This window comes from Sphingopyxis sp. P1IMeth2 (genome assembly GCF_900185685.1).
Taxonomy (GTDB): Bacteria; Pseudomonadota; Alphaproteobacteria; order Sphingomonadales; family Sphingomonadaceae; genus Sphingopyxis; species Sphingopyxis terrae_A.
Genome location: NZ_FYAT01000012.1, coordinates 110,252 through 131,178 on the forward strand (window position 1 = coordinate 110,252; position 20,927 = coordinate 131,178).

Here is a 20,927-nt window from a genome sequence, read left to right on the forward strand (position 1 = left end):
ATTGGCCGATGCCACGCGATCTCGAGCAAGTTGAGGATTGGAGAGTTATGCCGCCCAGAAATGGAGACGAGCCGGAAGTCTTGGGTGCCGTTCGCAATGCGAAGCGACCTCGAACCGAAGGCTTCCATCTGGGTGAACGGTTGCGCCAGTTGCGCAAGGAACGGGGCATGACGCTTGAGGATGCAGGGCGCCTCACCGGGCTGGCGGCCTCGACGCTGTCGAAGATCGAGAATGATCAGATGTCGCCGACGTTCGACGTCGTGCAGAAACTTGCCGCGGGTTTCGATATCGACATCACCGAGCTGTTCGCGAGCAATGGAGGACATGACGCTGCCGGGCGCCGCAGCGTCACGATGGACGGCGCGGGCCGCCTGATGGAAACCGAAGTCTATCGCCACCGGCTGATTGCCGCCGAGCTCAAGAACAAGAAGATCCTGCCCTTCGTCACGACCATCAAGGCACGCAGCCTTGAAGATTTCAAGAGCTGGTCGCAGCACAGCGGTGAGGAGTTCCTCTATGTGCTCGCGGGCGAAATCTGCTTCCAGACCGAACATTACGAGCCCGCCATCCTCGGTGTCGGTGACAGCATCTACATCAACAGCAGCATGCAGCACGCCGCCTATTCGACGAGCGAGGAAGATGCCGTCGTGCTGTGGGTCAACACCGGCTAGCGCTGGACCGGCGACCGTCCGACATCCGGGCTTGCAATAATTTTCCTATCCGCTAATTTATTTCCAATGAAGAATTGGAGAGGGCGAAGCTATGCACAGACGGAATTTCATCCTGTCGGGGGCGGCCTTGTCGGCCACGCTGGCGCTGGCGCCCGCTGCGGGGGCTTGGGCCAAGACGCGCCCCTTGACCTTCGACGCGATGGGCGAAGTGCGTTTCGATTATGACGCGGCGCTGATTGAGCAGATGCGCGCGAGCGGGCTCGACGCCATCACGATCACATTGTGCGACCCCAAGGTCTATGAGGGGCAGGCCTATGAGGAAGCCGTGCAGGCCGTCCTCGACCATGACGCGCATATCGCGAAGCATCCCGAATTGTTCCGCAAGGCGACCAACGCGAGCGACATCGACGTCGCGCGCGAGAACGGCCAGCTCGCACTGTTCTACCTGTTCCAGAACAGCACTCAGTTCGGCCGCGATCTCGATAATGTCGACCTGTTCCGCAAGCTCGGCGTGACGTCGGCGCAGATCACCTACAACGACCAGAATTGGGCGGGCGCCGGATGCAAGGAGCTTGGCGCGAATGGCCTGACGCACTTCGGCCACGAACTCATCGGCCGAATGAATGAGCGTCGCATGCTGATCGACCTGTCGCATGCAAACATGCAGACGATGGCCGACGCGATCGCCGCGTCGAAGGTGCCGGTCATCGTCTCGCACACCGCGTGCATGGCCGTGCACAGTAATATCCGCAACACGACCGACACGAACCTGCGCCTGCTCGCCGACAGGGGCGGAGTCGCGGGCATCTGTCAGATGCGGCCATTCCTGACGACGAAACGCGATGATGCGCTGCCCGAATACTTCCGCCACATCGATCACGCCGTCAATGTGATGGGCGCCGACCATGTCGCGATCGGCAGCGACCGCGATCATCGCGTCGTCGAAATGACCGACGCCTATATCGCCGAGCTGAAACGCGAAGAGGGCGCGAATTTCCACGAAGCTGATTGGCCGCTGTTCATCAACGAGCTCAATGGTCCGCGCCGGATGGAGGTCGTATGGGATGGCGTGCGCAAGCTCGGCTATCCCTCGGCGACGGTCGAAAAGATCATGGGGACCAACGTCCGCCGCATCTATCGAGAGGTGATCGGATGAGCCTCCGCATGTCCGTCCTCTCCCTTGCCCTGCTGCTGGCCGCAGCCCCCGCGTCGGCGAAAGTCCCTGGCGCCGACGCGGGGAATTGCGCGACCAGTCTGATCGGCACGCCGCTGACAATCCCCGAATATTCGGCCGCCACGCAAAAGATGCTCGATGAGGACATCGCGATCGCCGAAGCGGCGCTACGCATCGCGCCCGACCGCGAGGACAGCCACATTTGGTATGGTCGCCGGCTCGATTACGCAGGCCGCATCTGCGAGGCTGTCGACGCTTTCAGCGCCGGGATCGAAAAATTCCCGAACAGTTATAAACTCTTCCGATTTCGCGCTCGCGATCTGACCCGTGCGCGCAGGTTCAAGGAAGCCCTTGCCGACTATGAAAAGGCGCTCGAACTGATGGGCGATGTCCCCGACAGCTTCGAACCCGACGGCATGCCCAACCCGATCGGCCTGACGATCAGCACCTATCGCGGTAATATTGTCTATTATCACGCGCAGACGAGTTTTGCGACGGGCGACTATCCGACGACGGTATCGGGCATGGCGAAATCCCTTGCGCTCGCCGCCGATTTCGCACGCGACGATATGCGCGTGCCGACCGCTTACTGGACCTATATCGCGTATCGCAAGATGGGCGAACATGCCAAGGCTCGCACGGCGATCGATGCGATCGAACCCGGGCTGAAGCTGATCGAGAATTTCACTTATTATCAAGCGGTGCAAATCATGCAGGGCCGGCTCGATCCGGCGGACTTCAAAGACAGCCGGGATAGCACGATCAAGTTCGCCATCGCAATGGAACGCCGCTTTGCCGGTAATGAGGTGGGGGCCAGGACGCTGCTTGCAGAGATCATCCGCGAAAATCCGCAGGGACATTGGCCCTCGGAAGCCGAATTGGCAGAGCCTAACCGGAAAGCACGTTAACTGCGGCCTCCGTCTCTCCGAACCAGCTTCGCGTCGAAGCATAAGCTAGTGGGTGTGGCCGGCAACGGCCTGGCGGCTTTTAGGCGGCGAGCCTGCCCTGATGCAGAGAGAGCCGGTCTTTCTCGTGAAGATCGGACGAAAGATGGGGCCAGCTCGTCGCACATCGTGTAGTAGTCCTGCATGGCGCCGATCCTGCCGCCCTCGAATGCCAAATGGCCGTCATCGCCGCTCATCGAACTCCCCATAGGACATCGCCCTCTTCCCTTCCGTGTAGCCAAACTGTGCGTCCCTCGGGCAAGCGATCAGGACGATCGGGATATTCTCTCCGACACGAAATCGCGCCCGAGGCGGAGACCGACGGGATCGACGCTGTGCCCGACACCGTGGGAAATATGAGTGGTAACCTCGACATCGAGGCGTTTGAGCTGGCTCTCCGACATATGGAGGGCGGCGACCGGGACGACCGGATCCGCCGTCCCATGGACCAAAAGCACGGGCGGCTTGGGAAAGCTGCCATGCCCAAGCCCGACGGTCCCGGCGAGCATCCCGGAATAACCAACAATAGCGGCGACCGCGCGCGGTCGCCGTAGGCCGACCTGAAGCGCCATCATTGCGCCCTGACTGAAGCCAACGAGCGCCAGATCGGCTTCCGTCAGACCATATTGCTCGAGCTTGCGATCGATGAGAGCGTCGATAGCGGGAGCCGCCGACGCAGCGCCCGCGGCAAGGGCCGATGGCGCGAAGCCCGACAAGCCCCACCATTGATAGCCCGCTCCCATCATGCCGCACCGCTGCGGCGCGTGCGGCGCCAGAAACAAGGTATCGGGAAGCGCCTCCTGCCAAGCCGGCGCAAGCGAGATCATGTCGGCCCCGCTCGATCCGAAGCCATGCAGCAGCAGGACGATGTTTTTCGGCGCCTCTCCGGAACGCGGCTTAAGACTGGCTCCATTCACGATTTTGGCAAAGGTCATGCCGCACATATGGGCATCGCCGCCCATTTGTCAGCCGCAGCGAATGGCGCGCACCTATTTAGTCGTTAGTCTCTATCCATAGCGTCCGTCGAACCATTGCGCGCTCGAACAGCTCGGACGCGGTCAACGCCGCCAGCCAGCGCTGGACATTCGACGGAGCCTCCGACCCGAACCAAGCCGGATCGACACCCGAAAACTGGCGAACGAACGGAAAGATCGCGATGTCAGCGAAGCCGCGCGCCGCGCCACCAAGAAACTTCTCGTCTGCAAGCCGCGCATTGAGCCGGAAAAGCATCTGCAGAGCTGCGGCACGATGCGATAGCGGATCGTCGGCATAGCGCGCGGCATATTTGTAGCGATCGAGATGATGCTTGAAGACGCTGTCATAGTCGGCGACCGGTGCCGGCTCGGCGCCGGCCAGCCACTCTTCGGGATCGCTCCACTCCAGGGCCCAGCGCATGATATCGAGGCTCTCGTCGATCACTTCCCCGTCTGCGAGGACGAGCACCGGCACCGTGCCCTTCGGAGAGGCCGCGAGCATGGAGACGGGTTTGTCGCGCAGCAAAATCTCGCGATGCTCATAGTCGAGGCCGCTCACGATTAGGGCCATTCGGGCGCGCATCGCATAGGGGCAGCGACGGAAGCTGTAGAGGACCGGCGGTCGCTGCATGCACATCGCCATAGCGCGGCTGAGCCGGCGGCGTACAGCGCGATGAGCATCTGCCTCCCCCAATTCCGTGTCCGGTTAGCCCGCACCTCGCCAGAACCCTGCCAGCTGAAAAGCATTCAAACCTTTCCGTATTGTAGCTCGGCAGCAAATGGCCGGTGCACGAACCACTTCGTGGATGGGTGCTAGCCTCGATGTAAAGAGCCCCAGCGAGCGCCGCGCCTGATTGAACGCTGGCGGCCAGAGGCAGACCCTTTCGACTCCTTTACCTGAGGAGTCGAACGATGAACGAGCTTGTCCAGATTGGCCCGATCAGCCCGCTGCGCCAGCGCCTGATCGACGATATGACCATGCGGCGCTTCTCGAAGGAGACGCAGCGTAACTATCTTCGCGACGTCGGGCGGTTCGCGACCTGGCTGGGGCGCTCGCCCCACACCGCGAGCGCCGAGGATATCCGGCAGTTCCAGATCGAGCAGCAACAGGCGGGCGTCCCCGCACCAACGATGAACAGCATCGTCGGCGCGCTGAGGTTCTTCTTCACGCACACGCTCGACCGCCCCGACCTCGCGCGCAAGCTCGTCCGCACGAGGCAGGTTCGCAAGATCCCGGTGGTACTGACCATGGCCGAGGTGAAGCGCCTGCTCGATGCAACGCGCTCGCTCAAGCACCAGGCCGCGCTGTCGGTCGCTTACGGCGCGGGCCTGCGCGTCGCCGAGGTGTCGGCGCTCAAGGTCAGCGATATCGACAGCAAGCGCATGCTGCTCAGGATCGAGCGCGGTAAAGGCGGCCGATATCGCAACGCGATGCTGCCCGAAGGCCTGCTCCTGCTCCTGCGCGACTGGTGGCGCGCGGGGCGGCAGCAGGGCATCTTGCTGCCCGATGGCTGGCTCTTCCCCGGACAGAGCGCCGCGGCGCCGATCAGCACGCGTCAGCTCTACCGCGTCGTCGTCGAAGCTGCCGAGGCCGCCGACATCGACAAGCGTGTTGGCCCGCACACCCTGCGCCACAGTTTCGCCACCCACCTGCTCGAGGACGGTGTCGATATCCGTGTCATCCAGGCATTGCTCGGCCACGCCAAGCTAAACACCACCGCCTTCTATACGCAGGTCGCAACGAAGACCGTGCGGTCGATCGTCAGCCCGCTCGACAGGCTCGCGCTGGCATCGCCGAGCGAGAAGGCGCCTGACGGTTAGGGTTCGTGCGCGCCTCACTCGAGGTCGCCGACATCTTCCGTGCTGCTGGCCCTGCGTATCGCACGTCCCATACCGGGCACCTCAGCCTGCATCAGCTGAGGATCATGTCGGCGATCGAGCATTGCCGCACCGCCGCTTTGGGTGGCCACGTCGAGGCGTGCACCGACTGCGGCCACTGGCGGATCGCCTATAACAGCTGCCGCAACCGGCACTGCCCCAGGGTGCCAGGGCGCCGCCGCGCGCAGCTGGCTCGAAGCGCGCGAGGCCGATCTCCTCCCGGTCGGCTACTTCCACGTCGTATTTACCCTCCCTGCCGAGGTTGCCGCGATCGCCTATTACAACAAGGCGCTGGTCTATGACCTCTTGTTCAAGGCCGCGGCCGATACGATGATGACCATCGCCGCTGATCCCAAGCACCTCGGCGCCCGGATCGGCATCACCGCCGTCCTCCATACCTGGGGCTCGGCGCTCACCCATCATCCCCACATCCACATGATCGTGCCCGGCGGCGGCATATCGCGCGATGCAACGCGCTGGATATCCGCACGCCCCGCCTTCCTGCTCCCGGTCCGCGTGCTCGGCGCGCTCTTCCGCCGCCTGTTCCTCACCCGGCTGCGCGCCCTCCATGACCGCGGGCAGCTCGCATTCTACAGGAGCCTCACGCATCTCGCCGAGCGGCGTGCATTCCTGCGGCACCTCTCACCCGTCAGGAAGAAGCGCTGGGTGGTCTATGCCAAGCCGCCGTTCGCGGGCCCCGAGGCAGTGCTCGCTTACCTCGCGCGCTACCCCCACCGCGTCGCCATATCGAACAGCCGCCTCCTCCGGTTCGACGAGGCCGGGGTCACCTTCCGCTACAAGGATTATCGCAAGGCCGGCGCCACACGGCAGCAGATCATGACCCTCGCCGCCGACGAGTTCATCCGCCGCTTCCTCCTCCACGCCCTGCCGCGCGGGTTCCACCGCATCCGTCACTATGGCCTCCTCGCCAGCGCACACCGCAAGGACCATCTCGAACGCGCCCGCCGCCTGCTCGATGTCGCATCTCCACCCATCGATGAGCCCGCCGACGATGCCGAACCACGGCCAACCTGCCCGTGCTGCGGCGGTACGATGATCATCATCGAGGTCTTCGAGCGCCGCTATCAGCCTCGCGCGCCGCCCCAGCCGGCGGTCTCATCCGGGATACCGGCGCCGTGACCCGGCACGGCCTGGCACCGACACGATCCAGCGTACACCCGCGCCTGGGAGCGGCCCCGCTCGCGCCGACGCTGCCCAATAGCAGACGCCGGAACCGCAAAATCGGACGGTCCGATCTCAGATACGTCCGATTTTGGGCAGCAACGTCCAGCACCATGACCTGCGCAAAACAGCTTTCCCCATAGCTCGGCTCATGACCACCGCGGTTCGGGCACCGAAGACTTTCTGACGCCTCCCGGCGTCTGAAACTCTCAACGATTTCCGACTGGCAGCTTTTAGGCCAGAATCTAGAGAATCGGACCGTCGGCATTGCCGAACCGTCGGCTCGCCGATGCTGGTAATATCTAGTATCATCTCAGACCGATCGGCATCGGGGGTTGTAGCGCAGCACCTGCCATGTTGGTCGAGGCGAGCAGCATTCAACGCGTATCGGATCAAATTGCCGCTTGTGCGCCCGAAGGCGAAGACTAGGTAAGAGCGCTTGCAGCGAGCGCAGGAGCATTGATTGACGACCTTTGCACATTTTGTCGCAGCCGCGAGTGAAGCGACGCCTTTACTTTCACTCGTTCACATGATCGACCCGCAGGCCGCGCTGCGGTCCGACATCTGAACTCATCAAGCACGATAGACGATGAGCGACTATAGCCCGTTCGACAAGGCGTTTACTGCGATCGAAGCCGCCGACCTTGCTGCGCTACACAGTGCCGTCGAGGGCTGGTATGTCGAATATAAGGCCGAGGTTCCCAACGCTGCCGCAATTGCCAAGTCGATCTCGGCTTTCGCGAACACTTATGGCGGCTGGCTGTTCTACGGCATTTCGGAAAGGTCTAAGGAAGAAGCGGTCGCCGGTGCCTTCCCCGGCATTCTCCGCGCCGATGTTGACGGCATGCTCCAACGTATCCGGCAGGCGGCTGCGCAGTCGATCAACCCGACCCCGCATTTCGATGTGCGAGCGATATGGGGGCCCGACAAGTCGATCGGTCTCAAGAAAGATCATGCCGTGATCATCGTACATGTCCCGCAGGGGCATGCGGCGCCGTTCGTCCATAAGACCGGTGTCATCTACAGGCGCGTCGGCGACGGATCGGAACCGAAGGCCGAGACCGATCGCTTCGTCCTTGACCAGCTCTGGAAGCGCAGCACGGATCTTCGCAAGCAGTTCAAGCGCTGGCTCGGCAAGGAGCTGGAGCTTTCGAAGGGCGAGCGCAACCAGCCCTATCTCAGACTCTTCATAATCCCCGACCTCTGGCGCGACCGCAACATATGGGCTGAGCTTACCACTGCCCGGGTACGCGAGATCATGATGGGGGGCACCGACGTGGAAGAAACCTACATCAACGCCCCGTTCGAGACAGTCCACCGCACGGCATCCGGCTATGTGTGTCGGCAGCTAGCGGGCAACAATCCCCACAATTTGAGCGCGACTTGGTTTTTGAATCCCAACCTTGTGAGCCAGGTCGTTCTTCCTCTCTTCACCCTGCACGACGCGCCCATCTCTGCCTTGGCACACCGATTATCCGGCTATGACCACGCCTCGCGTTTCGCGAATATTCTCACCAAATATGGTCATGTCGAGCCGACGATCGTCGATCTAAACTTCGTTTTCAGCTCGCTGATGGGAGCGATGCACACCCAGTCGCTGCTCAATCGCGAAGCGGGGCACAGCGGGTCCTTCTTCATCAAGGCACAGCTCATCAATGTGTGGCGGACGAGGCCTTTTGTCGATGTCGCCAGTGTGATGGACCACCAAGAGGAGCATGGCGTACCGGTATGCATGAACGGCGAATTTTACGCGCCGCCCGGTACCGATCCGGATGATTTTACGGAAATACCGCCGCTCGAGGAGATCGAAGGCTTGGCGTTCCGAAAGTTCCAGCAGGCGATGATCGCGTTCGAGCCCATAGCTCAAGGTTTCGGGATCGAGACTTTCATCGATTTGCTCGGCGAGGACGGCGTAAAATCAATCCATCCCGACTTGATCACAGCGAGTAGCCGAGCGACAGAAGCGCAGAGGCTCCGGACGCGTTGACTCACAATCTGCATTTTGTGCAGCTCGGTTTAAGCTCGGCTCTGGAAGGACTAGAGATCGCGACTCTAGCATCGAGAGGATCAGCCGCTAGTATGAAGCTGTCAAATTCAAGCGGTCTGTAAGCCGGCGGGAGCGATTCGGGAGTGTCGACTGGTGACAAGGTGGAGAAGGACTACTTCCTGACCTCTGCATTCTGGGAGAACGGGCAGGCACTTGGCTTCCCGATCAAGTTCGACCTGGTCCTAAAGCATCTCCGGCAGGATATGCGCGACGACTGGTATTTCGACTGCCTTCAATACGACGACCTGTTCAACGATCCCGAGGAAACGAAGCGGATTATCGTCGCGATGCTCCAAGAGTGGAACGGCGTATACGCGGGAACCCGCAGCGTCGTTCGGAACATTCCCAAGAAGGGCTTCGGCGAACGTTATGGACTGGAAACCGATTTTTTCGACCGGTTCGTCTACCAGTCGATCTGCAGCTTCCTGATACCCTACTACGATCAACTGCTCGGCCATCGGGTGCTCAGCTACCGATACGAGCCCAATCCCCAGAACAAGAAGTATCTCTTCAAAAACAAGATCAACCGCTGGTTCACGTTCGAAGGCGTCACGCTGACCTTCGTCCGCTCCGGCAAGTTCCTGCTGGTCACAGACCTCAGCAACTTCTTCGAGAACATCGCAAGCGAGCAGATCGTCGCGGGGCTCGAGAAGGCCATTCCGAAAATCGAAGCGACAGGACCGGAGAAGCTGCAAATCAGGAATGCGATCGCAACCCTCGACAGGCTTCTCGCAAAGTGGACGTTCAGCGGAAGCCACGGCTTGCCGCAAAACCGGGATGCGTCCTCGTTCCTCTCCAACATGCTCCTGTCCCGTGTCGATCGAGCGATGGCGGCGAAGGGTTATGACTATTACCGCTACGTCGACGACATCCGCGTGATCGCCAATAGTGAACTCCATGCCCGACGCGCCCTGCAGGATCTCATTCGCCTCCTTCGTACGGTCGGGCTGAACATCAACGCCAACAAGACAGCGATCCTGTCCCCCGAAACGTCGCAGAAGGATCTGGCCGAATTCTTCCCGTCGCAGGACAGCACGACAACTGCAATTAACCAGATGTGGCAGTCGCGGAGCCGTCGGATCGTCACGCGGTCCGTGACCTACATCTTCGAGATCTTGAGCAATTGCATCGAAGCCGGGGAAACGCAGACGCGCTCATTCAGGTTCGCGGTCAACCGTGTCGCCCAGATCGTGGAATCCGGGCTATTCGATGTGAGCGACGCACTTTCGACCTCGCTCCTCGACACCCTCTCGGCGTCCCTCTCGGAACATGCCGTAACGACGGATCAATACTGTCGGCTGATATCCATCTTAGATCGCGACGGGCGATGTCTGCCCGCGCTGGAGGCGTTCCTGCTGGCCGAGGACGGGGCCATCCACGAATGGCAGAACTACAACATCTGGCTGCTTCTCGCCATGCGCAAGCACCGATCCGACGGCCTTGTCGCCCTCGCCGACCGTAAGCTCCGGGAAGACATGAAGTCCGGCGAGGCCGCAGCAATCCTCATCTGGCTGCGCTGTGTCGGCGAGAAGGGCCTTATTGAACGAAGCATCGAGGGCTTCGAGGGCCTTCCCTATCAGAACGCTAGGTACCTGCTCATTTCCTCTGCGGTGCTGGACGACGACAGCTTGCGTCCACTCCATGGCAAGGTGCCGACCGGACTGAAGGCAACCAGGGCCCGCGTTGGGCGCTACAACAACGAGGAGGGCTTGCCCTTCGCCGTCCGCGAACGGCCGGACATCCTGAACCTCGTGGACGAGATCAGCGAATATGATTGATCTCGGATCCAAGCTGCTCATCTTCATAAAGGACTTCACCGGCAGAGGTGACGACTGCTTTTACTGGTTCGTCCATGATCGGCTTGAGGAGACAAACCCGGCCGAGATCGTCGCCTACCCCGGTCCGGTTGTATGCCACGACTTTTGGATGATCCGCGACTTGCTCTACGACAAGACCGGTGATCTTCCCGCAGTCGTAATAGACGTCGACGAATTCCGGATTTCGATCGGAGGCAATCCTAACGATCGGCTTAATCGCGAGAAGAGCGACATAAGCACCCATCTCGGCCCCTGCGGCGCGTCCAATGAAGTCTGCTCGGCATACAAGCGCATGTTTAATCGAGGAATCCCGTTCGATGCCGAGATTGCTACCCAGGCAGCGCGCGCGATCGCCAGACTCTACTTAACACTCTGCGCCCAAGCCGCCGCGAACGGTGAGATGGAACGGTTCTTCAGCGTGGAGATGCCCGTCTACCGTCTGCTCCAGAAGGCGATGTCCGCGGGAATAACGATCGAAGCGGCAGGCCTGTCGGCCAAGCGGGCGGAGGCGGAGCATGATTACTTCTACTGCCTGAAGAACTACTCGGCCAAGCACGACATGCCGCTCGAGACCCCGTCGCGGAAATCGATCGAACGGAAACTTCATGCCTCCGGATTCGAGTTCGAGGGCGTCTCCACGGAATACGTTCTAGAGTTTGTGCCCCATCCCGACGATTTCGGAGGCGACACCCTCGCACTTGAGGAGTTCGACGCCGCCAAGCGCGTGCTCTCATCCCTGACATTGGCTGGCGGGCGCACGCGCCCCATCGTTGACGTCTTCGGATCCCGCACGTCCCGCATACTCCTGCGCAATCCGCCGCTCCAGAGCATGTCCAAGAAATATCGGTCGATCATCCGCTCGCGCGAAGGGACGGAGCTAAGCTACGTGGACTTCGATCAGTTTGAGGTCGGGATCATGGCTGCCCTATCTGGCGATCAGCAGCTTGCTGCGCTCTACGCGGCGGGAGACATGTACGAGCTGTTCGCGGAGAGCCATCTCGGGCTCGGGGGCAATCGGAAGGCCGCCAAGCAGCTCTTCCTGTCATACGCCTACGGAATGAGCCGCAAGGCCTTAGTGGACGCCGCCGTCGAGTTGGGCGCTAAGCGCGACAAGGCGAAGGACGCCTTTCGGGTCTTTGCCCGATACGAGGAGTGGAAAAAGGAGGTTTGCGCAGAATTCCAGCGTACGGGACGAATCGCCACCGAAATGGGCAATCACTACGCGCGGAGCAACCTGGGCGCGCTCACAGGCAAAGAGCGGCGCTCCGCAGTCAGCCAGGTCGTGCAGGGCACGGGATCCCTCATCTTCAAGAAAGCGCTGCTTGAAGTGGAGAACCTGAATGACGTCGCCATTCTGCTTCCAATGCACGACGCGCTCCTGTTCGAGCACTGTCTGCCCGATACGCCATCGGAGGTGATCGCCGCATTCGAGCGCGTCATGACGGAAACTCTGGGAGGCAGGATCGCCGGAAAGGCGTCGGTCGGGGACTTCGCCCCGGCCTGAGCACGTGCTTCGATAAACGCCGATGCACGCCGGCCCTTCCGGAATAACGCCCGGGACTTGAGGAATGGATCACGATCCACGCTGGATGAGGGAGCTACCATGATGATCGATCCGACGATGGAAGCGCTCGCCGCCCAGCTCGAGGCGAGTGGCGACTATCGGGTGCTTCGTCGGCTGCGGGTGCCAACAGGCGGCTTCGTGCCTATGCCACACATGAAGCGGGCCGTGTTCCTCGACGTCGAAACCACTGGACTGGATCCGAACGTGGACGAGATCATCGAACTCGCGATGGTCCCCTTCTGGTATGAGGACTCGGGCCGCATAGCCGGGGTCGAGATCGGAGCATCCGCCCTCTGCCAGCCACAGAAGCCGATCCCCGTCGATGTGACGCGGCTTACGGGTATCACGCCCGATATGGTGGCGGGCAAGACGATCGACTTCGCGGCGGCCGCCCAGTTCGCCGGGGACAGCCTCATCGTCGCGCATAACGCAGGGTTCGATCGGCGCTTCGTCGAGCGGTTCTGTCCGCAGCTGGCGAACAACCGGTGGGCCTGCTCATTCTCTGAGATCCCTTGGACGGCCCATGGTTTCGAGAGCGCAAGGCTCAGCCTGATCGGACAGGCACACGGCTTTTACTACGAGGGGCACCGCGCCGTGAACGACTGCTACGCAGGAATCGAGATATTGAGCCGCAGCGTCCCGGTGGGAGGGACGGAAAGCGCGATGAAGGCGCTTCTGTCATCGGCCAACTCGCGCAGTTGGCGGTGTTGGGCCGAAGGCGCGCCATTCGAGAAGAAGGATTTGCTCAAGAGCCGCGGCTATCGGTGGGCCGACGGCAGCGACGGTAAACCCAAGGCTTGGTGGATCGATCTCGACGAAGCAGGCTTCCACCTGGAGATGGCCTATCTGCGAAGCGACATTTACGGCTCGTCCGTCCAAATCCGTATCTGTGAACTGAACGCGCTGAACCGCTACAGCGATCGCCTGAATATAATGCCTTACGTCATACCGGCAGGTTAATTCTCTGCGCTAGGCCAGCCCAGACTGCTGCGCGGCGCTAGGAAATCGATGGGCAATTTCTTCGCTCCCGAACGGATCATTTATTAGTGTCCTCATATCGTCCTGCCGCTACATTTATCGCCCGACCTCTATTGCTGCTTCACGCGCGTCGCTACTGCCCTCGAGCAATGATTATTGATCCAGAACGGACCAAGATGAAGCCGGGCCAGCGAATTTTGCACCCTTGTCTGCCCGAAAACTCGCGTTAGGTCTGATCCTAATGGGCGATGATCAGACGATCGCTGAGCAGACCTTGGGGGAGGCGCTCAGATCAATCGCGCGTGCGGGCACCGGCCTCTCGCACGTGCTCACGACCGCAACCGTCCATCACAAGGTCCAGAACACCAAGGTCGTGGCGCATTGCCACCATGTCGCGCTCGATGGCAGCTCGATGCCCCGCCTTCAGGATTTAAGCGATGCGATCGCCGAATGGGTCACCGACTATGTGATCCCACGGTCGGTGATCGAAAAGATGGAGGAAGGCTCCGACCATGAGAAGCGGTTGAAACACAACCGCTTGCGGTCACGCGCGATCGAAACCTTCAAGGCGAAGGGGATGTCGGGCGAGCAAGGCGAACTGTTGATGTTCGTTCTCGCCGAGTCCTTCCTCAACCTGCCGCAGTTGCTCTGCAAGATGAACCTCAAGACGGACAACGATGTCCATTTCCACGGGATCGACGGGGTTCATTGCGGTGCGGCACCGGACGACGACGAACGCCTAGCTGTCTATTGGTGCGAGTCCAAGGTTCATAAATCGCTCGACGGCGCGCTCACCGAGGCGTTCGACGGGCTCATGCCCTATCTGCTCGCGCCCGGTGCCGGACAGAAGGACAAGAAGCGCGAACTCGCGCTGCTCGACACTTTCATGGACATCGGCTCTTCGGCGATTGCCGAGCGGATCATGGCCGCGATTAATCCGGACGGGCCGGCGTTCAACGACATCCACTGGGGCGCGCTCTGCCTGATCGGGTTCGACCATGACTATCCGGCGAAGCCCAACGAGGTGACGAAGGCGGAATTTCTGGAAGCAATCGATGCCGCCTTTCCCGACTGGGCGGCAAAAGCCGAAAGCCGTGCGAAGAGCCGCGGCCTCGAGAGCTTCGAGATCCATATTTTCTACATGCCGTTGGGCTTCTGCGAGCAGTTTCGCGAGGCCATGAGAATATCGCTGGGACTGACGCATGAATAGCGCCGATCTCGCGCGCAGGCTGTGGGACGATCCCGCGCTTCGCGCTTCGCTCGAGAAAATGACGCTGCGCTCGGCTTTCCACGAGATCCCGGCGATCGAAGGTGGGACTTTGTTCTACGGAGAGGAAGACTGGTATCATCTGCTTCGCTGCGCGGGTATTTTTCTCGCCAGCGGCGAGGAGCGGTTCGGCGATCTCGGCCTCCGCATATTGCATTCGGCGTTGACCTTCGCGAAATCGCCGGAGGAGCGCGCGTTCGCCGCGGCCCTCCTCGCGAAATCGGGCGGAGCGCCGGCCTTGGCGGTCGCTGCCAAGAAGGATTTTGTCGCGGACAATGTGCTCGAGACGCTCCCGGTCCCGCTCGCGATCGACGTCCGATCGCAGGCGGTGTCGGCGACGATCAACATCGGCAACGACGAGGAATTCGTCGGCAATGATTTCCAGAACGAACTCTGGCGGACGCTGGTCCGAAAGGATTGGGTCAGCGCTTCGGCGCCGACTTCGGCGGGCAAGTCCTTCCTGCTCGAAAAATGGATCCAGAAGACCGTTGCTGAACAGCATAGTTCGACGATCTTTTACATCGTCCCGACACGCGCCCTGATCGCGCAGGTCGAGGCCGACCTTCGGCATCTTCTCGCCGGCAGCGGCGCCGGCGTCAGCATCAGCACTCTGCCGCTCGCGGCGCCGAGCGAGGCGGCGCACCATATATTCGTCTATACGCAGGAACGCTTCCACCTCTATCTGCAGAAGGACTTGCCCGACCTCGCAGCAGATCTCATCGTGATCGACGAGGCCCAGCAGATCGGCGCCAACCAGCGCGGGGTCCTCCTCCAGCAGGTTCTCGAAATGTCGGCAGCGCGCTTTCCCAACGCGAAGCTCTTGTTTGCCAGCCCCTCGACAAAAAATCCCGAAGCGCTGCTCGCCTTTGCGCCGGAAGGAAAGACGACCGGTGCAGTCGAGGGTATGAGGCCCACGGTGAACCAGAATCTGTTCTGGGTGAGTGCGGTAAAGGGCAAACCTGCCCAGTGGCGGGTCGACCTCCTGATCGACGCGCAGCCGAAGCCCGTTGGACTGCTGCATCTTACAGGACGCCCGACGATAACCCAGAAACTGCCGTTCGTCGCGCGGGCGATCGGCGGCGATGCCAGCGGCAACATCGTCTATGTGAACCGCGCTTCGGACGCCGAAAAGGTGGCGGAAATACTGGCGGGCTTCGTCGCGGAAGACAGCGACGACCCTGAACTTCGTGCGCTCTCCCAATATTGCGAAAAGGCCGTGCATCGAAGCTTCACCTTGCGCCGGCACGTCTTGAAGGGCGTCGCGTTTCACTATGGAAACATGCCGCAGATCATCCGCAGCGAGGTCGAGCGCCTATTTTCGGCGGGGAAGATCAAATATCTCGTCTGCACCTCGACGCTCGTCGAAGGCGTCAATCTCGCCTGTCGCAATATATTCATGCGGAACCCAAAGCGCGGAAGCAAGGAGCTCATGCCGACCGAGGACTTCTGGAACCTGGCCGGTCGCGCGGGCCGTTGGGGCAAGGAATTCCAGGGCAATATCTTCTGCCTCGACCCCGAAAAGGAAAATGAGTGGCTCGGCGGCAGCGCGCCGCGCCTGAAGCAGAAATTCGACATCAGGATTGCGACGCAGCGGATAGCCGACGAGTTCGACAGCTTTCTCGTCTATCTGGCAGCAGGCGGACAGGTCGCCCCGCCGAACCGCTTCTACGAATATCTTTTCTCCTATCTTGTGTTTCGGCGCAGCAACTTCGGCGACCTCGGCACGAAAAGCCTGCTTGGCAGCCTGAAGCCCTCCGAGCGCAGCCTACTCGAGGACATGATCGACGACGTCGTCTCGGACATGAGCGTACCGATCGACATCGTGCACCGCAATCCCGGCATAAATCCGGTCGGCATCGACGATCTCTATCGCTACTTCCAGACCAAGAACCCCGACAGCTATGCGGACCTCGTGCCGACGGATCCGCTGAGCGATGCGCTCGTCAAAGGCGAAGATGGCGAACAGCATGACGCCGCGATCCAGAATCTCATCGCGATCTTCACGCGAATGAGTAAATATCTCGGCGCGCCGCTCGGCCGCGGCGACCAGGCCTTTGGCAATGCATCGCTCGTCGTACTGTGGATGCGCGGCTATCCGCTGCACCGGATCATCGACCGGCAGATCCGTTACTGGCGCGACCGCGATCCGGACAAGAAAGATCCGGCGATCATCCGCGAGACGCTCGAGCATGTCGAGAAGATCGCGCGCTTCGAGACGCCCAAATATCTCCACTGCTATATCGATGTGCTGATCTTCTTCCTCAAGGGAAAGGGTCAGGCCGAGCTCGCCGACGGGATCCAAGATTTCTGGCTGTTTCTCGAGTTCGGCGTATCGAAGCGAACGCAATTGTCGCTGATGTCGCTCGGTCTTTCGCGTTCCAGCGTCACTGCGATCTCGGAATATATCATCGGCGACGAGCTCGACGAGACAGCGTGCCTTGACTGGCTCGCGACCAATCGCTGGGAAGAATACGGGCTGACACGGCTGGTCGAGCTCGAGGTCGGCCTTCTCCTGAAGCGAAACGGCCGGACATCGGCGGCCGAGCGCGATGCTGCCGATCGGCCATAAATTGCGAGCGCGCTGCCCAGCGCAGTTTCTCGGGGCCGGACTAGTTGACATGCTGGGGCGGTCGTCGGCCAATCATGGTCTATCATCAGGGGCTACCCGCGCTAAACTCAAGAGAGCTGTCCGTGCCGACGGAATTTGACCGCAACTGCATCTCTCTCGATGCGCCGAGAGAGTGACCGCTTTCAGGCATCATCCAATAGTGACCAGAACGACCGACATCAGGCGCAAAGCTGTCGAGACCGTCAGGTCAATCCAACACTACAACGCCGATCAGCGCCAGGAATAATCCCGACAGAAAGCCGCCGGTCGCCGCCCAGGTGACCCACCAATTCTGCTCGTCGGTCGAGCGGCGCTGTTTGATCATGCCTTCGACGCGGCCAAGTGCGCGCGCCATGGTGTCGCGGGCCTCGCCGATCGATTTGGCGTCATCGGCTCGGTAGCGCATGAGAGCTTCGTGGATTTCCACGGTGATCGTTTGCGGTGTGAGCTGCATTGCCGGCTTCTCGTTGATGCTTTCAATGAGCTTTTCCATCTGGCCAAGACGAGAGTCGATGTCGCGGAGCGTCGGCGCGTAATTGGGGAGCTTGTCCTTGGCGGCGGTAAGGCCTTCGATCGAGGATCGCTGCATGGAGATTTCGCGGCGTAGCTCCTCGAAGGCATTAGCGGCATCGGCGGCGTGCGGAGTTTGGGCGGGTTCGTCGGTCATGCACGCACGCTACATCGATATGCCCATACTGCGTCCACGCCCGAGATATTGCTGGAGATCGTGAGACAGCGATCCTGTCGCAGTGGGTTTCAGGCCGAGGTCCGCGCGGCGGCTTTGGAGCTGCGACTCAAGCTGCGGGTCGCGGTGCAGGCTCTTCGCCATGTCGTTGAGATTGGCGCGCGCCGCATCGCGTGCGGCATAGGTCGGTGCCTTGCGCGCCTGCACACTCTCCTTCTTCCACGCGGCAACGAATAGCTCGGCGCGCTTATCGAGATCGGCGGCGAGCCGCTTGGCCGCAGCGACCTGCCGCACCTGCTCGCGCGCGGCGCGGTCGGCGGCTGCCCGTTCCGCTGCACGTTCGGCGGCGCGCGCCGCGACCGCGCCGTCCATCGCCGCAATTGCCCCCGCGGTGCGCCCTGCCGCTGCCTCGCTGGTCAGCTTGTAGCTCTTCCCGAAAGCTTCGCGCAGATCGTTCGCGCCGCCGGGGCGCAGTGCATCGAGCTCGCCAAACGCCTTGAGATAGCTGTCGAGTTCGTGCGGCAGTTCCTTCCCGCCGGCGCGCCGCACATCGACGATCTCCTTCGTAACGCGCGCAAAGCGCTCGACCGCCTTGTCGAGGGGCGAGCGTGTCGAGGCGGAAACAAGATCGCTAGCCCTGATCTTGACCGCGGAAAGGCGGGCGCTACGCCGTAGCGGGGGCGCGGGCTCTTCCAACGCGTTGCGCGAGACAGTCAGCTTGAGCCCGTCGAACATACCGCGCTTGGGCTCAGCGACCTTCGTCGCCTCCGCCACTTTGTAATCGCTGGCCATATCCTTGCCGCGTTCGCGCGATGCGGCACGGACGAGCTTGCTCTGGTTCGCAAAATCGTCACGGCCGTAGTAGAGATCGACCTGCTCGCGGTGCCTGGACAGCGCGACATAGGTCGAGTGGTTGTCTACCCCCGGCGTCGCGAGCACCTGCACCCGGTCGACGGTCATGCCCTGCGCCTTATGGATCGTCGCCGCATAGCCATGATCGATATGGGCATAGTCCTTGTGGTCGAACGCGACGCGCCGCCCGTCGTCGAGCGTCACCGCCATGCGCGCCGGGCCCACGCTCTCGACGCTGCCGAGCGAGCCATTCTTTACGCCGAGATCGCGCTCATTCTTCAGGAACATGATGCGGTCGCCCGATGCAAACACGCGCTCGCCGCGCTCGACCTTCAGCGTCACCTCGTTGGCAAGCGCGCCGCCTTCCTTCAGCCGTTCGCGTACCTCGGCATTGAGCAGCCGCGCTTCGTCATTGGTGTGGGTGAGGATGATGCGGCTGGCATCGGGATGTCGTTGCCGATCGTGATCCCACGCATCGACCAACTCTGCCCGCGCGCCCTCGCGCGTGTCGGCGGCGTGGACATGGCCCGCCTCGGCATACCGCCCGATCGCCTCGCCGGTCCGCCCGGTGGCAAGAGCGCGCGTCGCCTCGCGCTGCCACTCCTCCCGCTGGCGACGGATGCCCATGATCTCGACGGCGCCGCGGCGCTCGGCCGCGGCGCGGAACGCCGCGCCGGCCTCGATGGCTTGGAGCTGTTGCGGATCGCCGACGAGCACTACCTTCGCTCCCTGCTTCTCGGCTTCGGACACGACACGCTCGAGCTGGCGTGTGCCCACCATCCCGGCCTCATCGATGACGAGGATATGTTTGTCGGTCAGCCGTTCTCGATCATTCGCCCATTGATGCTCGAGGCTCGCAAGCGTGCGCGAGCCGATGCCCGAGCCATGTTCAAGACCTTCCGCCGCAATTCCCGACAGCGCGGCGCCCTGCACCCGATACCCCGACGCCTCCCAAGCCTCGCGGGCAACACCGAGCATCGCGCTCTTTCCCGTTCCGGCATAGCCGATGACATTGCTGACACCGCGTGCCGATGTGACATGTTCGAGCGCGCCGCGCTGTTCGGTGGAGAGATCGAGACCGCGCTTCGACGCGCGCGACAAGGCGAGTTCGCGATGACGCTCGGCAACGGCATGATTACGCCGCGCGTCGAGCGTTGCGGTCGCGCGCTCGAGGCGCTGCTCGGTCTCGATCATTGATTTGGACGTGAACCGGTCTTCGCGGCGCCCGTCCTTGCCAAGCGCAACCAGCTCGGGCGATGCCTTCACCGCCGACATCACCGCATCGAACTGCTCCTTGCCGTCGCTGTGCCGATGCACGAACATCGCAAGGTCACGAGTTGTAAACGTCGCCTGCCGGTGCGTGATCGCGTCGAGCGCGATGCCGGGATCGGCAAGGATCTTATCGCCATTCGACCGGGCGATCTCGACATGCTCGGCGAGCCTGTCGGCCTCAAGCCCCTGCCCCGCCATGCGCGACGCCGCGGCGCCGATCTTGTGCTGCGGCTCAAGGTCGATGCCTTGGGCTTCCAAAGTGCGATGATCGACGCGCGCATCGATGTCGAGCGAAGCCAGCCGTTCGTTCACATGCTCGGCCCAGGCCTCGCGCCAATGGGTCAGAAGCTCCGTGCGGTTCCAGTCGCGCACCTTGGCGCCGAACTCTGCCGACCCATCCTCGCCGATCTTGATTTCGCGCATCGTCAGCATGACGTGCGCATGCGGCTTGGCGAGTCCATCAACGCCGATATCCCAATGGACATTGAGATCGGCAATCATGCCGCGTGTCACAAACTCGGATTGCACAAAATCACGGGCTAGCGCGATGCCCTCCGCCTCGCTCATCTCGCGCGGTATGGCGAACTCGATTTCGCGGGCGAGCTGCGCGTCCTTACGCACCTCCGCGGCCTCGACGTCATTCCAGAGCTGTTCGCGATCCAGCCAGCGTTCGTCCGCCCCTTCGGCCAGCATCACTTCGCTGTGGATGACACCGGCCTTGTTCGAGAAGTCGTGGGCACGACCGAGCCGCTCATCGTGCAGCCGGTCGGCGGACCGATAGGCGGCGGCGGCGACCGCGCTGCTGCCGGCAGCGCGGGAAATCACTTTTGCCGAGAAATGGTAAAGCGCCATAGCGCCGAACCATTTACAGCAAAACGAGCACGTCGGCACGACGTATAAGCGCGCCCTTGCCCGATTTGATCGCGCTCGGGATCACAAAGTCGCAAGATATTTCAGCGCCTTGCGGGGCCTTGATCCTCGGCATAGCTGGTTCGCCCGACCCACTCAAATGGA

The 20,927-nt window shown here is 61.7% G+C and carries 14 protein-coding genes and 1 pseudogene; 11 read left to right on the plus strand and 4 right to left on the minus strand.

The features are described 5' to 3' along the window. Window positions 1-47 precede the first annotated feature (47 nt). The 3 genes from P1IM2_RS07345 to P1IM2_RS07355 all read left to right on the plus strand — a co-directional run bounded on the left by P1IM2_RS07345 (window position 48) and on the right by P1IM2_RS07355 (window position 2,753). Window positions 48-671 carry a helix-turn-helix domain-containing protein gene (locus tag P1IM2_RS07345; protein WP_186401976.1) on the plus strand — a complete coding sequence of 208 codons (624 nt, stop codon included), beginning with the start codon at window positions 48-50 and terminating at the stop codon, window positions 669-671. A gap of 91 nt (window positions 672-762) precedes the next feature. Then, window positions 763-1,827, plus strand: a complete 1,065-nt coding sequence (locus tag P1IM2_RS07350; RefSeq protein WP_186401977.1) for a dipeptidase — start codon at window positions 763-765, stop codon at window positions 1,825-1,827. A gap of 8 nt (window positions 1,828-1,835) precedes the next feature. After that, complete coding sequence (locus P1IM2_RS07355; protein ID WP_186401978.1) at window positions 1,836-2,753, plus strand: tetratricopeptide repeat protein; 918 nt, start codon at window positions 1,836-1,838, stop codon at window positions 2,751-2,753. A gap of 302 nt (window positions 2,754-3,055) precedes the next feature. On the opposite strand, the gene P1IM2_RS07360 is transcribed toward P1IM2_RS07355, so the two are convergent. After that, window positions 3,056-3,706 carry an alpha/beta hydrolase gene (locus tag P1IM2_RS07360; RefSeq protein WP_260833946.1) on the minus strand — a complete coding sequence of 217 codons (651 nt, stop codon included), beginning with the start codon at window positions 3,704-3,706 and terminating at the stop codon, window positions 3,056-3,058. Window positions 3,707-3,782: 76 nt separating this feature from the next. After that, a complete protein-coding gene (locus P1IM2_RS07365; RefSeq protein WP_186401980.1) occupies window positions 3,783-4,394 on the minus strand; it encodes a glutathione S-transferase in 612 nt (203 codons plus the stop codon). Between the two features lie 281 nt (window positions 4,395-4,675). Between P1IM2_RS07365 and P1IM2_RS07370 the strand changes: the two genes are divergently transcribed. The 8 genes and pseudogenes from P1IM2_RS07370 to P1IM2_RS07405 all read left to right on the plus strand — a co-directional run bounded on the left by P1IM2_RS07370 (window position 4,676) and on the right by P1IM2_RS07405 (window position 17,065). Further along, entirely contained in the window at window positions 4,676-5,584 is a 909-nt protein-coding gene (locus P1IM2_RS07370; RefSeq protein ID WP_186401981.1) for a site-specific integrase, read from the plus strand. Between the two features lie 5 nt (window positions 5,585-5,589). Beyond that, window positions 5,590-6,781, plus strand: a pseudogene (locus tag P1IM2_RS07375) (IS91 family transposase). A gap of 631 nt (window positions 6,782-7,412) precedes the next feature. Continuing rightward, window positions 7,413-8,810, plus strand: coding sequence for a helix-turn-helix domain-containing protein (locus P1IM2_RS07380; RefSeq protein WP_186401982.1), 1,398 nt, complete (start codon window positions 7,413-7,415; stop codon window positions 8,808-8,810). A 143-nt stretch (window positions 8,811-8,953) separates the two neighbouring features. Then, on the plus strand, window positions 8,954-10,648 hold the full coding sequence (locus P1IM2_RS07385) for an RNA-directed DNA polymerase (protein ID WP_222103004.1): 1,695 nt from the start codon (window positions 8,954-8,956) through the stop codon (window positions 10,646-10,648). Then, complete coding sequence (locus tag P1IM2_RS07390; protein ID WP_186401983.1) at window positions 10,641-12,191, plus strand: DNA polymerase; 1,551 nt, start codon at window positions 10,641-10,643, stop codon at window positions 12,189-12,191. The genes P1IM2_RS07385 and P1IM2_RS07390 overlap by 8 nt, the downstream gene beginning before the upstream one ends. Before the next feature lie 99 nt (window positions 12,192-12,290). Beyond that, window positions 12,291-13,211 carry a 3'-5' exonuclease gene (locus P1IM2_RS07395; protein WP_186401984.1) on the plus strand — a complete coding sequence of 307 codons (921 nt, stop codon included), beginning with the start codon at window positions 12,291-12,293 and terminating at the stop codon, window positions 13,209-13,211. Window positions 13,212-13,470: 259 nt separating this feature from the next. Further along, the gene (locus P1IM2_RS07400) at window positions 13,471-14,439 is read left to right on the plus strand and encodes a DUF1837 domain-containing protein (protein WP_186401985.1); all 969 of its coding nucleotides are present in this window, start codon (window positions 13,471-13,473) and stop codon (window positions 14,437-14,439) included. Beyond that, on the plus strand, window positions 14,432-17,065 hold the full coding sequence (locus P1IM2_RS07405; RefSeq protein ID WP_186401986.1) for a DEAD/DEAH box helicase: 2,634 nt from the start codon (window positions 14,432-14,434) through the stop codon (window positions 17,063-17,065). The genes P1IM2_RS07400 and P1IM2_RS07405 overlap by 8 nt, the downstream gene beginning before the upstream one ends. 247 nt (window positions 17,066-17,312) lie before the next feature. Here P1IM2_RS07405 and P1IM2_RS07410 read toward each other — a convergent pair whose 3' ends face one another. Beyond that, window positions 17,313-17,771, minus strand: a complete 459-nt coding sequence (locus P1IM2_RS07410; RefSeq protein WP_186401987.1) for a hypothetical protein — start codon at window positions 17,769-17,771, stop codon at window positions 17,313-17,315. Window positions 17,772-17,780: 9 nt separating this feature from the next. Continuing rightward, window positions 17,781-20,765 (minus strand): Ti-type conjugative transfer relaxase TraA, encoded by a 2,985-nt coding sequence (traA, locus tag P1IM2_RS07415; protein ID WP_186401988.1) that lies wholly within the window; start codon window positions 20,763-20,765, stop codon window positions 17,781-17,783. Window positions 20,766-20,927 lie beyond the last annotated feature (162 nt).